Source organism: Microbulbifer sp. MI-G, from assembly GCF_030440425.1.
Classification (GTDB): domain Bacteria; phylum Pseudomonadota; class Gammaproteobacteria; order Pseudomonadales; family Cellvibrionaceae; genus Microbulbifer; species Microbulbifer spongiae.
Map to the genome: position 1 here is coordinate 1,510,333 of NZ_CP098023.1, position 16,491 is coordinate 1,526,823.

The following is a 16,491-nucleotide window of genomic DNA, read 5'->3' on the forward strand; positions in this document are numbered from 1 at the left end:
GCCTTGCGTAGCGACCGCCCTTTTGTGCATATTAGATAGTACCGACTATAAACGCGACTCAGTGCTTAATACAAATATTTTTATTTTTTTCCAATATCTGGATGTAGCTAGTATAACTAACAAACCCCAGTGATGGTTTTGCGCTTTCCTTTGGAAAATAAATAAAGTCAATTTTTATTTTCCCTAGAGCGTTTTTGTGCAAATTCATCTGATAAGAAGAAAACTCATTCACTCTCGAATCTTCTAAGTAGATGGGATACCTTAACATCTGTATATCAGAATCAACATATGAAGCATATACAGCAAGGAGGGTTGCGTAAGACATTTTTTTTTCACGAATTTCGAAGCTAACTTCATACTCATTTTTATTTTTTTCTAATATGCTTAGCTTTACACCAATATCTTCAAGTTTCACGCAAGCCATTTCGCTCGACTGAGCGCTATGACAAAAAAAAATAAAAAATAAAATAAAACTATAAAGAATACTCCCCATAACACCAGTCATTAGGGTTTACTCCTTAAGTGGTGTTCAATAGCTTGGTTTAAATAAGAATGAGAAACAGTATACACACGAAATAGCTTAAATTGAACATCGATCACAACCCTTCCATCTGCTAGCTTATACAAGCGTTCTGTTTGACCATACACCGCAGTCCCACCTTCAGCATACGTAGATGGTGAAGGTACGTTGTCAACAGTAAATGCATTTCTCATGTCAGGGCGACGAGAAACTTCGTAAGAAGTCCATTTCATGCCAGGCGTTTCTATACTCTTTCCGTTGATGGTAGTATTGTAAGACCCTGGGCGTACTGCTCTTGCCCAATACCCTGCATCATCTCCTTCAGCTCTTTTATAACTCCTAGTAACTGGGTCCCAAACTGTATTTGGGTCATCGCGATCATACTTAACCTTTTGAGCAGCTTCCTTGGCATTTTCAGTATCCTGAAGCCATTGCCTATACCATTCACTGTAGTAAGAGCTACTGCCAGTGCCGCCGATACCGTAAACAGTGCTGCCACCACCAGTACTACCACCAAAATTATACCAGAAAGAACCAGAGAGATTGGGTTCAGGCAAGGGTCCCCCAATTACCATCACCTCTTCGATATCTTCCGTAAAATATCCACTGGAGTCTTTCAGGCTCAAGGGATTATTGAATACATAGCTGTAGCGATTCCAGCTCTGGCTGTTGTTGGGCGCCTGAACAAACGGGTCCGGGCTCAGGAACCGTCCCAGGGCCGGGTCGTAAATCCGCCCGTTCATATGGATCAGGCCGGTTCTGTCCAGGTGCTCGTGGTTGGTAAAGCCGCGTCTGGTACTCAATCCCTGGCTGGCCAGTAGATCCGTGAGGGATTGGGCTCCCAGGGTACCACTCCAGTCGGATTCCCGGCGTGCGCCGAAGGGGTCATAGGCAAAACTGCCGGTTGCGCCGGTTAACAGATTGCCATCCGCATCGGTGATTTTTTCCACAGAACCCAGGTGGTCCCGGTGCAGGTATTCCAGGGTGGCCAGGGGCAGGCCGGTGTGCTCCGTGGCGCTGATCTGCAGCACACTGCTGTCGATAGTGGCTTTCTGGATACGCCGGTAATCCGGATCATCCCCGGGCAGCAAGTCCTCATAGTCTTCGAGGATAAAGGTTTTTTCAGTCACCAGCTGTTGCCGGCTTGGGTCCCACCAGCTGCTTTCGCGGTAGTAGCGGTTGCCGTTGGGCCCGTACTTGAAGCGGTCCCTGGCGGTAGGGCTCTGGGTGTTTTGGCCGGTGCCCATGACAATTTCCGTGGGTAACTGGCGGGCGTTCCAGCTAATCCATTTGTCGTCGCCGCTGGCGGCGTTGTAGTGGGTGATGGCGCCGTTGCGGTTGTAGTGGAGGGTATAGGGGGTGCCGTTGATAGTGGCACCGCTCACCGCATGGGGGCCGGCATGGCCGAGGCCACCGTATTGATAGCCGCTCACCGCGGCATCCCCGGGCAGGCTGCTGGTTTTCTCTTCAATATTGCCAAGCCGGTCATAGCGGGTGGTGAGGGTTCTCCGGCTGGTGTTACTGATCAGGGTCTCGGCGGTCTCGAGCCGGTTGAGGGCATCATACGCAAACACTTCCTTTTGCGGTGTGTTGCCGGCGCCGTACACCTGGCGGCTTTCCAGTGTGCCGTTACTGCGCCAGCGGTAGCTGTCGTCCTGGATTTGGGAGGCGCCGGCGGTTAGCAGGCCCTGCAGGCGTCCGTTTTCCCGGCCATAGGTTTTGACCGTGACCACACCATTGCCAAAGACCGCTTCCTCGGTTTGCAGCCGGGCGTTTTTCCTGCCGAATACCTTCAGGTCCCGGGTGCCATCGGTGATTTTGTGCAGGTAACCGCGGCTGTTGTAGGCGTAGTGCGCAGATACACCACTGGGATAGGTGAGGCTGCTGATGCGCCCCTGGCCGTCATAGGCATAGTGGTATTGGTACTGCCTGTTGAGCCCGCCGGCGGTCACAGTGAACGCTTTGTCTTGAAGTTTTCCGGCGGGGTTATAGGTGTGCGTTTCATCATACACAGTCTGGCCGCCCACTACAGACCCGCTTTGCACCACGGCGCCTTCAATATAGCGCTGGCGGCTGAGTGCACCCAGGGCATTGCCGGGATCATACTGCCAGTGCGCCACACCATGGGCGTCTTCCTTAAAGCGCATGCGGCCCAGGGTATCGTAGTAATAGGCGGTACTCTGCCCCAGGTTATCCGTCTGCTGCACCAGCTCCCCGAGGGCATTAAAGGTTTTCCTGACAGTGCCAACACTCGGGTCTGTGAGCGTACTCTGATACCCGGCCAGGTCGTAGCTGAAGGTGGCTTCAGTGGCGGAATTGTTATTGACGATTGCCGATTGCATCTGGCCACTGCCGGTATATTGGTAGCTGGTGGTCACGGCATCGGCGCTGCCAACGGCATCGGTGCTGCTTACCAGGTCGCCGGAGACACTATACAGGCTCTCTTTTACCTGGGTTTCCCCAAGGGTGCCAGCGCTGCTGAACACATCGTGCTCAACGCGTACCTTGAACTGGTTGCTTGCGGGGAGTGCGCTGTACAAGGTGCGGGTTTGGCTGCCGTCGGGTCTGTGGATGGCTGTACGCCGGTTTTGGATATCGTAGTGGTAGGTGGTGATGGGTTTGTACTCTCCCACAAAGAATGGCGCCGTCTCCAGATACAGGCGGCCCTGCAGGTCATAGTTGTATTCGGTTCTGGTAAGCGCGCTGCCGTCAAAGGATTGCGTGTCCTGCTGGATTAATCGCCCCAGAATATCGTAATAGCGGTCTGATGCTGGTGAAACCGTGGAGCTGGTGGACACTTTGAAGGCCACCAGCTGGTTCCCGTAAACGGGGCAGCTGCCGGCACTGCAAAACGCCCTTGCTGTGGTGAAGGTCACCCCGTCGGTATCGGTGCGGCTCTGCTCCCTGCCGAAGGCGTCATAGGCCATCGCTGTGGTGCGGTTGTCCCGGGTGATACGGTTCTGTTGCCCAAAGCGCTGGTCATAGCCCAGTGTGGTGATATGGCCCAGGGCATTTTGTATCCTTGCGGGGTATCGCGCATCGATAAAATTACTGTAGGTGGTGGTGCGCTCCGCGACCTGCACCCCGGTCACCCGTTCAGTGGTCAGGTTGCCTTTGGCATCATAGGTGTAGCGGGTGGTCAATTCGTATTTTGCATCGCCCGGCAGGCGGGTCATGCTCTGGATCTTATTGTTGTCACCGAAAGGGGTATAGACGACCGTATTCACCTGGTCGGGGGATATGTTGGTATCACCCCTGTAATAGCGCTGCTCTTCCCCGTCCTTGAACCCGATCAGCCATTTTCCTGTGCGGGTGGTAAAACTGCTGGCGGTTTCCTGGCTGCGCAATACACCACTGACAACAACCGGTTTCACCTCACCCCAAAAGCTCTGGGTATTCGCCAGGGTGACATTGGTTGCGTACTGTTCGGTTTTAAGCCTGCCATCAATAAACTCGCCGTAGCCGCCGTAGCTTTTTTTGCTGTGTTCAAATCCTGTGACATGGTATCCGATCACCTGGCCCCCTTCGTACACCGTATCCACACGCTGGGCGGGCACGGTATGCAGGGTGGAGGCCTTGGGGAAAGCCAGGGTGACAGTCTCGTCCCGGAACTGTTGCTTGGCCAGGACCTGGCTGTGGGCGGGATAGGGGCCTTCATACTCATAGACCCTGGAGACAGTGCCGATATGGGGATAATCCAGGCGGAATTGCCGGTAGGTAACCCTGCCGGATTCCAGGTCATGGGCCTTTTGTGCATAGTAGCCGAGAAAGCCGCGGTTCCTGTCGCTGACCAATCCGGTGCCCTGGTAGGAATAGGCGGTTTTATGCCAACCGTTGGCAACGCCATTGGAGCGCCACACCTCGGATACCACACAGCGGTACTCTCCGCCTACGGGTTGCAGGGGGCTGGCCTCAGCGGGCACAATCCCCTGGCCAAAGGGGCGCTCAAAAAACAGGCCATCGGATGCGGTGGTGCTGATCATTGTGTGGTGAAACTGAACGGCTTTCCCAACAGTATCGATCACTTCGGCAACGCCGGTTTTGAAATCAATGGGGTTGGCACCATTGGGTTCAATCCAGTTAAACGTCATGGGTTTCAGGCATTGGGGGTTGGTGCCGTTCTCATTGTAGGCACACAGTTGCAGGTGCTTTAATCGCCTGTAGTTTTCTACTTCCCCTTCGTCCTCAGAGATAAATTTATACGCCCGCAGTAACTGATTATTCAGCGACACTTTGGCGTGGTGCAGTAATACCAGTTGCTCCTGCTGTATATCCCCGGGTCCCAGCGGTTGTGGTGGGGCATCTGAGCGGGTGCCGTATTCAAAGGTGATTTTCGCATCTCCGGCATTCCCATACACAACCTCCAGGGGATAGTTGATCCCCTCAAGCGTGTCGTTGTGGTATTTATAGCGAATGGTATTGCCAAAGGTGTCGGTGACTTTGTTAAGACTCCAGCCGAATTTGGCTGAGGTGCCCACGCCCAGGCGGCTGTCCGGGGTATTGCCGTATTCCCGGATATGCCCGTCCGGGGACTGCACTCTAAACCATATCCATACAGCGGAGTCTTCTTCGGTGTTGTGCATTATCTCAATTGAGTGAAAACTTTCTTCCTGGGTGTGGTATTTGGCTCCCAGTTGAAAATGCGAACCGGATACCAGAACCAGGGGTTTTCCATTCAGGCACAGGGAGTCGCTGTTATCCAAGGCAATTTCATCGGCATTAGGCCTGCCCACAACACAGCGGCGAATCGCCCCAAAGCCGCTCAGGCGCCAGCCATAGCCGAGAAAATCCTCCGGTAAGGATTCATTATTGCGCTCCCTGAAGCGGGCGCCGGAATAGTGGATATCAATCCTGGGCACCAGCCCGTTTACCCCGGGGGCGCCCTGCAGGGGGACGGAGATTTCCGCATCGCCCTGTTGTGATACCTCGGCGCTATAGGGCAAGGCCCCGGGGGTATGCCCGGGGGAGAGGGAAACCGCGGGGGCAATGCCTTCCAGGTTATGTACCGCCACCCAGGGACTGCTCTTCCAGGGCGAGCAGGCATCCACATTGCATGCGCGCACCCGGTAGCGATACTGATCCGCCACATGCCCCCTGGCTGCATAGATGCGGCTCAGGGCACCGCTTAACTGGACAGCGTGCCATCCGTTCACTCCGCAGGTGGCAGTGCCTTTTTTGCACTGTTTCTGCAGTTGATACGCCGTAATGGCGCCCTGGCCAGACCAGGTGATGTCGTAATCCCCGAATTCACTGGATTCCGGTGCCTGGATGGAGAGGCTGTGTGGTGGTGGCAGGGGAATATTCACCGGTACGGATTTTTGATAGCTGCCTCTGGTCCAGGGTCCCCAGCCCTGGCTATTGTAGGCGCGGACCCTGAATGTATAGGTGCCTTCAGTGCCTGCCGGCAAGTTGACCGGGTGGGTTGTGGCTGTGCCGGTGTTGTCGTTGCCACAGGGCGTAAAGGTAAAGCTTCCGCCGTTGATACTGCACTGGATTTGATATCTTGTCACCGGATCAAAACTGCCAGTGGCACCACTCCAGGCCACCTGAAAGTTTGCCGTTTGTGTGCCAGAGCCCGGCTGTGTGAAGTGGGTGACTTCGTCGGGCCTGCGATTGACCGTAATATCAGGGCTGTAGCGCCAATTGCTGTATTTGGAGGTGCCGCTTACAGTGACAAATGCCCGTACACGGTATCGGTATGTGCCGTTTGTGAGCTTGCCGGAAGACGGTACCGTTATTGATCGCCCTGTACTGGCCGCGGAATAGATTTGAGACCAGATGCCGCTGCTACTGCAGGCACCCTTGCACTGGTCAACCTGATAGCCGGTGACTTTTGGCGGTGTGTCCGAGGCCCCCCAGTTGAGTTTAAAGGACCCATTCCTGTCTGTGCCCCCTTCATTGTTGGAGAAGCTGACACTGCCCGGCATATTGGGTTTTCGAATGACTTTAATGTTATTGGAGTAGATCCAGTTTGAATAGCCACCTCTAGACATGGTTCTTATTCTGTACCGATATACGGCTGAGTCTTGCCCGGATAAATTGACAGTAATACTCCCAAAGGAACCATGACTATAAGTATACCCATCATAATGGGAATAACTGCCGCCATCCCTACTCTGGAAAATAGATACATCCCTAATACACTGATCAGGAAATATCTTAAACGTCAGTGCATAGCTTCCATCTGCATCCGAGGTTGGCAAGGTGACGCCAGACACTGGTGCCGGCGGATTCGATCTACACCATTCATCTGACGGAGGTAAAGGCATCGCGGCAAAAACTGCATTTGAAAGCATCAATAATACAATAAGGAAAAGGCGCATCCTGGTCCCACCCCTATTTTAGGTCATCTACTTATTATTCGGGAAACTCTCACAAGCCCGGCCAGCGGCTTTTATTGTTCGTGGTGAAAGCGAAGGTTTTGTGTTGACTGTTTATCTTATTTAAAGGTTGTATTTTTGATAAACTTACCAACACTTGTTCTTAATAAAATTCAGGCTTTTAACAAGACCGCGGCCGATTCTTTATAGTAATGACACGGGTACAGTTTGTCAGCAGCGCTGTAATGGCCTGTAATCGTTGCCATAAACACCAATGCTGCAGGGAAACTGGCAGCAGCGCGTATAGTGATTGAGGAGGCTGGCAAAACGGCGCAAGGGCAGTGGAGGGCGGATCAATATATCTCAAGTGTGGGAAATTGAACGGGGGAAACCGCCGGGAATAACGTGAACCTGCACCAGGGTGGCGGTGTGTGTCTGATATAGGCGGCCGAAATCGGTGTTGCAGAGTGACCTGCTGGAAAGTGGCCACGCGGGTAGTGATGTTGAATCAAACAGCGGATTGCCGCGAACCGGCGCTTGGGTGACCTGTACAGGGCCCGCGCTCCCGATTTAATGCTTTGGCTGCAACAGCCTCTCAATGGCCCTGGTGGCGGCGGCAAAGCCAAAGGCGCCAGTGACCATGGTGGCGGCACCAAAGCCGCCGCTGCAGTCCAGTTTTACCCCGCCTTGCATGGCGCTTTTTTGCCGGCAAACCTGGCCATCCGGTTTTGGATAGACCATGGCTTCCCTGGAATAGATGGCATCAACACCAAACTGGCGTTTGCGATTTTTCTGGAAGTTGTGGAAGCGGTAGAGGTGCTGGCGCACTTTCGCCAGCATGGGGTCATTGATCGTGCGGCCCAGGTCGGTGCACTCAATGGCCAGGGGAGAGCGTTTGCCACCCGCGGACCCAACAGTGACCAGGCGCAGTTTGCGCGCCTTGCAGTAGGCCACCAGTGCCGCTTTTACCCGCGCACTGTCTACGGCATCAATAACGATATCCAGGGGTATTTGATCCGGGTTGATCAGGTCAGCCAGGTTGTCCGGTGCAATAAAGTCCTCTGCGGCAACTACCCGCAGCTCGGGGTTGATCTGCTTGAGCCGCGCCGCCATCACTGCAATTTTGCTGTGGCCGATGGTGTCTGCCAGGGCGTGGCACTGGCGATTGGTGTTGGTGATACAGACGTCGTCGAGGTCAATCAGTGTCAGGGTGCCCACGCCGCTGCGGGCCAGCGCTTCTGCCGTCCAGCTTCCCACACCGCCAATACCGATTACCACCATGTGGGCCCCGTGCAATCTTTCCAGGGCGCGGTTGCCATACAGGCGGGCGATGCCGCCAAAACGTTGCAGGTATTGTTCAGACAGGCCCATTGGGGTTTTCTTCCGATACGTCTTCCAGAAAGCGGTGTTTGTCCTTCGCCGATGGCAGCTGGCAGCTGCTGCGCCGGCCGAACCAGCGATAGCGATTGCGTGCCACCAGGTCATAGAACAGGTCCCGCAGGGGACGCGGAATGTAACGCAAAAGTGCCAGAAAATGCCAGGGACCCTCTAATTGGGCAGCGATGCGCAGGGCGGCGTCGCTCTTGTGGTACTGGTGAAAGACATTGCCCTTGCGCTCCAGCAGGATCATGGTTTCAAAGGTGTGCAGCGGCAGGCCCAGCTGCCTGAGATAGAACTGCCCCGCGGGTGACTGGAGCCGGCACAAAGTGAAATGGCAGTGCTTGTCGTGTTTCAGCAGCAACTGGCTCCAGCCGTTACACAGGTGGCAGAGGCTGTCAAAGAGAACAATGTGGTCGGGGGGAGCGGGGTGCATACCAGGGCCGGCTAGGGGCAGATCGAGTGGTTTGAATCGGAGTCAGTACCGTTTTATCCGGTCAGTGTACATCGCCGCGGTCAATTTCTTCTGCGGTGGCCTGGCGTACAGAGACCACCTCAATCTCGAAGTGCAGTTCAACGCCGGCCAGGGGATGATTGCCGTTGATGGTGATCTCGTCACCGTCAATGTCGATGATTTCCACCTCCATGGGCTGGCCATGGGTGTTCTCGGCGTGAAATGCCATGCCCACGTCCAGCTCCTCAATATGATCGAAAGCGCTGCGCGGCATAATCTGGATCAATTCCGGCTTTTGCTGGCCATAACCCTCTTCCGGGGCAATAACGGCGGAGAAGGTATCCCCCGGAGCTTTTTCCAGCATTGCCTTTTCAAGGCCGGGAACGATATTACCCGCCCCCTGCAGGTATTTGAGCGGATCGCTATTGGCTGAAGAATCAATCACCGATCCGTCGGCATCCTTTAGGGTGTAGTGAATCTCCACGACAGTGTGATTGGCAACTTTCATAAATCGTCTCGGGTGGCAACTCGAATCAGTCAGAGGAAACTTGTTAACTAAGCCTAGCCCACCAGAGTACGATAAAAAGGGACATCGGTACACTTTGACTGGCCCCTGGCCCGGGAAAGACGGCGTGCCCCGAGCACTTTTTTGACAGTCCGTGTCAATGCGCCTTACGGATTTCCGGAGTATCGGGGGATTGGCCCTGTCGCCCTTCTACTGGTTAAAACAATCCCCGGTCAGGTAAGGGGCTGGGTTACAGTGTATTACTACTGTCCAGTTGCTGCCGGGAAAGCGGCGTGTTTTCTGCGCGGATATATTCAGGCCGGAAAACCGATGGGTGGTGAGTGGCGAATGGGGTTACCGGTTACCGCAATCACCGGGAAAGCGGGCGCTGGCGAAGGTGGGCGGTGCCCCAATCCAACAGTCCCGTGGTCTGGCGATGGCGGTTGTGCCTCTTCCATCGCTGACAAAATCATAAGTCCGGAGAGAGTCGGGGGGTTATTGTAGATCGGATTACGGGATTGCCCACAGATATCAACCGTTGTGTGGTCACAAAAAAGGGGGCCTATCGCCCCCTGCTGTGATGTTTTTGGTCAAGCGGCAAGTGCCTGGCATTCACCCCGCTTGTGGATCTCCTTTCCGGGGATTCTGCTGGCAGCCCGGCCTCAGATCGTACTTAAGCACCCGACACTGTTGGCCCAGGAGATGATGGCGTTCTCGGACGATACGCCGAACCTGTTGAGTATTCCGGTGCAGCCGCCGATACCTGAACACATGATCGCGCAGTCGCCCTGGCCGTTGCAGTGGTTTGCACTCCAGTTGTGGCCGAGTTCGTGGGCTGTGAGCGCGACACGGGAGGCGAAGTTGCCGCTAAACCTTGATTGAGACACCCCGTAGCCGACATTGAAACTGCACACCCCGTTCAGATAGGCAATTCCGATTACGCTGCCGGCGAGATTCTTGCCGGTCATCAGGTGGGCAACATCGCGCGGTACTCCGGCCTGGTTGGTTCTCCACTCATTTCGGAACTGGGAGAGTAGGCCGCTTGGATTAGTTGATGAGTAGGGATCGGCACCGGTGCGCACGATGATTCTGCCGATAGCATAGACGATATCGGTTTCATTCAGGTAGATTAACTCCACCGCATTCATGGTGCTCTCGATATCTGCGATGGTGGCGGATACCGAGCTTCCGTTCAGGTTGTAATACTCGGTATCGGCATCGAACGCGACATCCGCCTCACGGGTGACCAGGCTCTGTTGCAGTGTACTGGATACCCCATGCAGCATATGCTCGAAAGGGGCTTCATCGGCGCCGCAGGTCCAATCCCCGGGCAGGATATCGCTGGTGCGGTACACCACATGCAAACTGGGCGCGATACCGGGTGTGGCGTCCGATAGCGGCTGTACGGCCCAGATTTCGTCGGGCATCTGAATCCAGGCCCTGAGCTGGCCCCCCTCGCTTACCGACGCGGCAACCCTGGTGTCCTTCATACCTGTCAGGCTGCCCTGGTAGGTGCGTATGGGCGGTGCCTTGACCTCGCGTTTCACACCGTCTCCATCAATGGTGTATACCACCAGGTTGGGGCTGCGCACTGAGTGGGGGGACAGCGACATCTGTACCTGTCTGCCATCCAGAGTAAGATCGACATGGATATCTGTCACGGCACCCGAGCGGGCATCCGCAGTAGTATCGGTCGCAATGCGCTGAACGCTGTACTGATTGAGGTTCAGATTGACATTCAGGGCATCCGCCACCGCTGCTTCGAGCTCAGCCTGTACATTTTGCTCGAGTGTGGTTTTTGCATGGATGATACTGCTGAAAGCGCAGAGTGCCATCATTGCGATACACCCTGTTTTTCTTATATATTTCTTCAGCATTTTATTTTTCTCCATATCTTTAGCATTGGTTTTTTTTACAACATTCTTTTGCCTCTTTTTCGATAGTGCTGACTAGCGGACCAATGGCGCAAGGGTCTACACGACCGGTGACTCCACGATCAGGTACGCAAGATAATTCCGGGTCTTATCCTGATGATTGTGTCGTTTCTGCTGCTGTAACTGCGCGGGACACTTGGAGCCATCGTGGTGTGCGGGCCGGTATTAAAGGCATCACCCCCTCCAGGGCAGGGCGCTTGGGGCTGGCCACTGTGAGTGGAAAATGTAACAGCGCCGTTCCCTTGCCATCGACTACCAAGTCGATACTCTGGTACTACTTTTTACTTTTGATGTCAAGCATTGGTCTAAAAACCCAATGGGCTGTCGGGTGAATAATTATTTGAAAGACAAACCGGTGCCAACGCTCTGGGAAACGGCATGGATTCCCGGATTTATTTTTCAAGTGTACCAAGGCGTGACTTGGCAAAATGTCGTATCACACCACCCAATGACAGAGCCCGGGACCGGACTGAGCGCATACACCAGCCGTTGCACTGTGCGAGAGCGTGGGGTGCGATATCAGCCGAGCCAACCGGGACTATAATACTGACGCCGCCGGCAATCCGGATGGGTTGGGTTTTTACTGTATTCGCGCTGCAATTTGTTCTGGTGTGCGCCTGCCAGTCCACATCAACCCTTTTACAGCGCTCCCATGCACAGGCTGACAAGGCAATGCCCAATTTAATCGCGCATGGAGTAAAGATGTGGAATTGGGCTGCTGTAACCCCGCTGTGGAACCGGTGAGCGGGCAATCCGGTCATTGCCGCTTTGCTATGGAAAGTGCATTTTGGGGACTGGATAGCGGGGTGTGGTGGACAGGTGGAATTTCATAAACGTATCCGGCATTTGAATACTGCCCTCCAACCGCTATTGTCAGGCTGTGTGGATTATGCCAGGGCGGTATCCCTGTGGCAGCCTATCTGTGGGGCCGGCTGATGGTAATAAATGAGGGTTGCAAGTGGCTAAGCAAGTAATGCGAAACAAAATGCAGTTTCGCCCTATGGGACATTCCGGCATCAGTGCCTCTGTGATTGGCCTGGGAACATGGGCAATGGGTGGTTGGAAGTGGGGTGGCGGTGACGACAAATCTTCTATTGATGCCGTTCGCGCCTCTATGGATTCTGGCGTAACCTTGATCGATACCGCCCCTGCCTACGGTTTGGGCCGTTCAGAAACGCTGGTTGGTGAGGCAGTGAAAGGCCGACGTGATGAGGTGGTGCTGGCCACCAAATGCGGATTGGTCTGGCATACGGATAAGGGCAACTATTTTCTCGATGAAGATGGAAAAAAAGTGCACCGCTATCTGGGCAAGGAATCCATTTTTTACGAGGCAGAGCAAAGCCTGAAACGCCTTGGCACGGATTATATCGATCTGTATATCACCCATTGGCAAGATAGTACCACGCCCATTGCCGAGACCATGGAGGCGTTATTAACGCTCAAGAAACAGGGTAAAATCAGAGCAATCGGTATTTCTAATGCCTCCGTCGAAGACTTCAGAGCGTATGTGGCCGCCGGGCAATTGGATGCCATTCAGGAGTGCTATTCCATGCTCGATCGGGGCATTGAGCATACCCTGCTGCCGCTGTGCAAACAGTACGATGTGGCAATGCTCAGTTACTCAACCCTGGCCCTTGGCCTGCTTTCAGGAAAGGTCGCTGCGGACCGGGTGTTTGAAGGCGATGACCTGCGCCTCAACAACCCGCGCTTCAGTATTGAAAATCGTATGAAAATTCAAGAATTTTTGCAGTCGATCGAAGGTATTGCGAAGGCGCACGATCTATCAGTTGCCCAAACAGTTATTGCATGGACACTTGCGCAAGCGGGCATCACCTATGCGCTTTGTGGTGCACGGAATGTGAAACAGGCCACTGAAAATGCTGATGCCGGCATCGTCAGACTGACTGGTGATGAGCTTGATCAGATAACCCGGGCAATCGAGCATGACCTCGCCGATTTTGACAACTCCGCGACTACATAAAAGACACCGGTTGTTTTTAAACTGGCAGTTGAGGACTCGGCCATAGCATTGTCTGGCTGTTTTTATCGCAATGGATTATCCGGATGTGCTCTCGGGTGCGGGTTTTGCTCCCAGGAGAACAAGATCCCAAGTAGCCGGCGGGTTTGAGTTTGGCTACCGGTTTGACCGCTCTTTGCGATGCAAAAGCGGGGGTGCCGGCCCCCACTAATGCAAGGCATTTGGCGGCAAATCTGATGCAGATGATACACAAACCGGCATATACACAACAGACCAGTGACAGATACAATTCCCCTTTTTTAGGTTGAATCCTCTAACTGTGTATCCCGGTCCGGGGTACAGGCAGACGGTTTTGCAGAGAATGATACATGAATATTAGGGAAGCAACGAAGGAAGACTGGGATTTGATATGGCCGATCTTCCATGAAATAACCAAAGCCGGTGAAACTTATGCTTATGAAATGGATACTACCAAGGCAGAAGCTGAAAAAATCTGGTTGGAAACTCCACGTAAAACCTTTGTTTTTGAAGAAGATGAAATAATTCTGGGTACCTATTATCTAAAAACCAACCAGGCAGGCCCAGGCAAACATGTCTGTAACTGTGGTTATATGGTTTCTGCGTCCGCTCGGGGCAGAGGACTTGCCACCACAATGTGTCGGCACTCGCAAAACATGGCATTGGAACTTGGTTACAAGGCGATGCAATTCAATTTTGTTGCCTCCAGTAACGGGGGTGCTGTTCACTTATGGTGCAAGCTTGGCTTTGACATCGTAGGCCGACTCCCTAAAGCATTCAACCATCCCACAAAAGGGTATGTTGATGCCCTGGTACTGTTTAAATGGCTGGCAGATTGTTGAAAACCGAAAACCTGGCCAGCCCACTTTCCTGATCAGCTTTTATTGAAAAAAACGCGCCTTTCGCTGGTACCCGGCAATGTCCTGGAGGCTGTGTCTGTACAGGGAATTTGGGCGGTGAAGACACCCATAGTAATGTGAGTTTGGGGTAAAGGCCTGCCCTGGCGCCCCGGTCGTGCTCTGTGCAGGGATTGGTACTGGGATTTGTACAGGTGCGCGGATTGTATTTGGTTGTTTTTTATGCAAGAAAAGGAAGGGAGGGGAATTGGACTGTTGAGCGGGGTGGGGCTTGCAGGTACTATCCGCGAAGAGGTTGGGATTTTTGTCTGCAGGTTGGTAGTATAGCGCGCAAATCACTTGTTTTTCACTCTAAATCAAATAGTTACAATTTATCTCAGCACCATTTGGTTGGTCGCACCTCTAGTATCCCAGGCCCCAGGAAAAGCTTTACCGGTATCATTATGCAAAAGGAAACTTCCAACTCTCGCTCTGTAGTCGTATTGGGCGGCGGCAGTTTCGGGACTGCGATTGCCAATATCGTAGCGGGAAATGGCCACGACACCCGTCAGTGGATGCGGGATTCCGTACGGGCGGAAGCCTGCCGGGAGGCCCGCGAAAATGAAAAATATTTACCTGGCGTAGCCTTGCACCCGGCGCTTTGTATCAGCAGTAACCTGCAAGAGGCGGTGCAGGGCTGCGATATTGTCTTTATCGCTATTCCCAGTGGGTCTTTTCGCGCAGTGGTGCGGCGCCTGGCGCCGATGCTGAAACCGGGCACCATGTTGATTTCCACCACCAAGGGCATCGAGCACGATCACTTTCACCTGATGAGCGAAATTCTTCGCGAGGAAACTGCCGGGATGCGCGTAGGCGTGCTGAGCGGTCCCAATTTTGCCAAGGAAATTGTCGAAGGCCACTACACCGCTACCGTAATTGCCAGTGAGGACGAGAAACTGTGCCGCGATATCCAGGCCGCGCTGCACTCCGAGACGTTTCGCGTCTACTCCAGTCAAGATGTCTATGGGGTTGAACTGGCCGGGGCCTTGAAAAATATCTATGCGATCATCACCGGCATGGCGGCGGCGCTGGACCGCGGGCAGAACACCATTAGCCTGCTGATCACCCGCTCTCTTGCCGAGATGATGCGATTTGCCGAAGCCATGGGGGCAGATCCCATGACATTGATCGGTCTCGCCGGTGTCGGTGATCTGATACTCACCTGTTCTTCAAACCTGAGCCGTAATTACCGCGTTGGCTATCTGGTGGGTAAGGGCAAATCCCTGGATCGCGCTGTCGCAGAAATCGGTCAGGTCGCCGAAGGTGTGAATACCATTCGCCTGATAAAAAAGAAAGCAGAAGAAATGGGCGTCTATATGCCCTTGGTTTCCGCAATTTACGCCATATTATTTGAACAGCGGCCGATCCCGGAAGTGATTCGCCATTTAATGTCGGGCGTACAAACATTTGATGTGGCCTACTCGGCCAAACCCTAACGGAAGCCTCTCTATGAAAAACGATGAACTCAAGCGCAATCTGACCTCTGGCAGCCAATGGGTGCGCCTGCTGTACATGGTGCTGTTTGCCATCTGTCTGGAAATTGCCGGATTTGTATTGCTGGCGGTGGTGGTATTGCAATTTCTTTTTTCGATTATCAACGGCAGCGCCAACGATAATCTGCGCCGCCTTGGTGATCAGCTCGCCTCCTACGTCTACCAGGCAATCCAGTTTTTAATTTACAATACCGAGGAAAAACCCTTCCCGTTTTCCGAATGGCCGGAGTCCGATGTGGAAGATCTCTCCGGTTACGAGGGTGCCGAAGAAGTTTCCGCAGAGGTGGTTTCCAAAAAAGGCAAAGGTGGCACTGCAAAGAAGGCCGCGCAGACAGAGGAGGAGGCGGAGGATGCTATTATCCTTGGCACCGACGAGTCTGTGAAGCAGCCCAAGTCCGGGTTGGCAAAAGACCGTGCGGATGAACCCCCGGCTGCCAAATCCGATGAACCGGGTGAATCCGGTGAGCGTGCCGGTAAGGCCTGATCCCTGATTAACCCGGTTAAAGGAAGTGCTTATGCAGCTCTTCATCCTGCGCCACGGCAAGGCCGAGCCCCAGCTTGGCAATGATGCTGAGCGCGCTTTGACAGAGTCTGGACGCCTTCAGGTTGCACAGGTGTGTGAGCAGCGTGCAGAGGAGCTGTCTGCCGTGCGCGCTCTCTGGGCTAGCCCCTTTGTGCGCACCCAGCAGACCGCCGGGATAGTTTCTACGCATTTGGGGTTGCCTGTGCTTACTGAGCCCCTGCTTATTGGCGATACCAACCCCCAAGAAATCCTTGATAAGCTGCAGGAACAGGCTCGGGAGACCTTTCCCATCCTCCTGGTCAGCCACCAGCCCCTGGTGGGTAAGCTGCTTAACGGTCTCTGCGGCAGCGGCGACCAATACCCCTTCGGCACGGCCAGTCTCGCTTGTATCAGTGCCGAGGTTTGGGCTTACGGCTGTGCTGAGCTGGATTGGCTGCAACACGCCGGATAATCACCATCCTGTTTCCCCGGCG

The 16,491-nt window shown here is 53.9% G+C and carries 11 protein-coding genes; 5 read left to right on the forward strand and 6 right to left on the reverse strand.

The window, feature by feature from the left end; translation table 11 throughout:
- Positions 1–58: 58 nt before the first annotated feature.
- From M8T91_RS06440 to M8T91_RS06465, 6 genes are all read right to left on the reverse strand, one after another.
- Positions 59–505 carry a hypothetical protein gene (locus tag M8T91_RS06440; protein WP_301417956.1) on the reverse strand — a complete coding sequence of 149 codons (447 nt, stop codon included), beginning with the start codon at positions 503–505 and terminating at the stop codon, positions 59–61.
- A complete protein-coding gene (locus M8T91_RS06445) occupies positions 505–6,513 on the reverse strand; it encodes an RHS repeat-associated core domain-containing protein (RefSeq protein ID WP_301417958.1) in 6,009 nt (2,002 codons plus the stop codon). Before M8T91_RS06445 ends, M8T91_RS06440 begins: the two co-directional genes overlap by 1 nt.
- Before the next feature lie 897 nt (positions 6,514–7,410).
- Positions 7,411–8,211 carry a tRNA cyclic N6-threonylcarbamoyladenosine(37) synthase TcdA gene (gene tcdA / locus M8T91_RS06450; RefSeq protein ID WP_301417960.1) on the reverse strand — a complete coding sequence of 267 codons (801 nt, stop codon included), beginning with the start codon at positions 8,209–8,211 and terminating at the stop codon, positions 7,411–7,413.
- A complete protein-coding gene (locus M8T91_RS06455) occupies positions 8,198–8,653 on the reverse strand; it encodes a thiol-disulfide oxidoreductase DCC family protein (RefSeq protein WP_301417962.1) in 456 nt (151 codons plus the stop codon). Before M8T91_RS06455 ends, tcdA begins: the two co-directional genes overlap by 14 nt.
- Positions 8,654–8,714: 61 nt before the next feature.
- Positions 8,715–9,179, reverse strand: a complete 465-nt coding sequence (locus tag M8T91_RS06460) for an FKBP-type peptidyl-prolyl cis-trans isomerase (RefSeq protein WP_301417964.1) — start codon at positions 9,177–9,179, stop codon at positions 8,715–8,717.
- A gap of 659 nt (positions 9,180–9,838) precedes the next feature.
- Positions 9,839–11,053: a M12 family metallo-peptidase gene (locus M8T91_RS06465; protein WP_301417967.1), complete on the reverse strand. Its 1,215-nt coding sequence runs from the start codon at positions 11,051–11,053 to the stop codon at positions 9,839–9,841.
- A 1,030-nt stretch (positions 11,054–12,083) separates the two neighbouring features.
- Between M8T91_RS06465 and M8T91_RS06470 the strand changes: the two genes are divergently transcribed.
- The 5 genes from M8T91_RS06470 (at position 12,084) to M8T91_RS06490 (ending at position 16,469) form a co-directional block, all read left to right on the forward strand.
- Positions 12,084–13,091: an aldo/keto reductase gene (locus tag M8T91_RS06470; RefSeq protein WP_301417969.1), complete on the forward strand. Its 1,008-nt coding sequence runs from the start codon at positions 12,084–12,086 to the stop codon at positions 13,089–13,091.
- Between the two features lie 365 nt (positions 13,092–13,456).
- On the forward strand, positions 13,457–13,948 hold the full coding sequence (locus M8T91_RS06475) for a GNAT family N-acetyltransferase (protein ID WP_301417971.1): 492 nt from the start codon (positions 13,457–13,459) through the stop codon (positions 13,946–13,948).
- A 458-nt stretch (positions 13,949–14,406) separates the two neighbouring features.
- A complete protein-coding gene (locus M8T91_RS06480) occupies positions 14,407–15,438 on the forward strand; it encodes an NAD(P)H-dependent glycerol-3-phosphate dehydrogenase (protein ID WP_301417972.1) in 1,032 nt (343 codons plus the stop codon).
- A 13-nt stretch (positions 15,439–15,451) separates the two neighbouring features.
- Positions 15,452–15,979, forward strand: a complete 528-nt coding sequence (locus M8T91_RS06485) for a DUF4389 domain-containing protein (RefSeq protein WP_301417973.1) — start codon at positions 15,452–15,454, stop codon at positions 15,977–15,979.
- Between the two features lie 31 nt (positions 15,980–16,010).
- Entirely contained in the window at positions 16,011–16,469 is a 459-nt protein-coding gene (locus tag M8T91_RS06490) for a SixA phosphatase family protein (protein WP_301417975.1), read from the forward strand.
- The last annotated feature ends 22 nt before the right edge of the window (positions 16,470–16,491 follow it).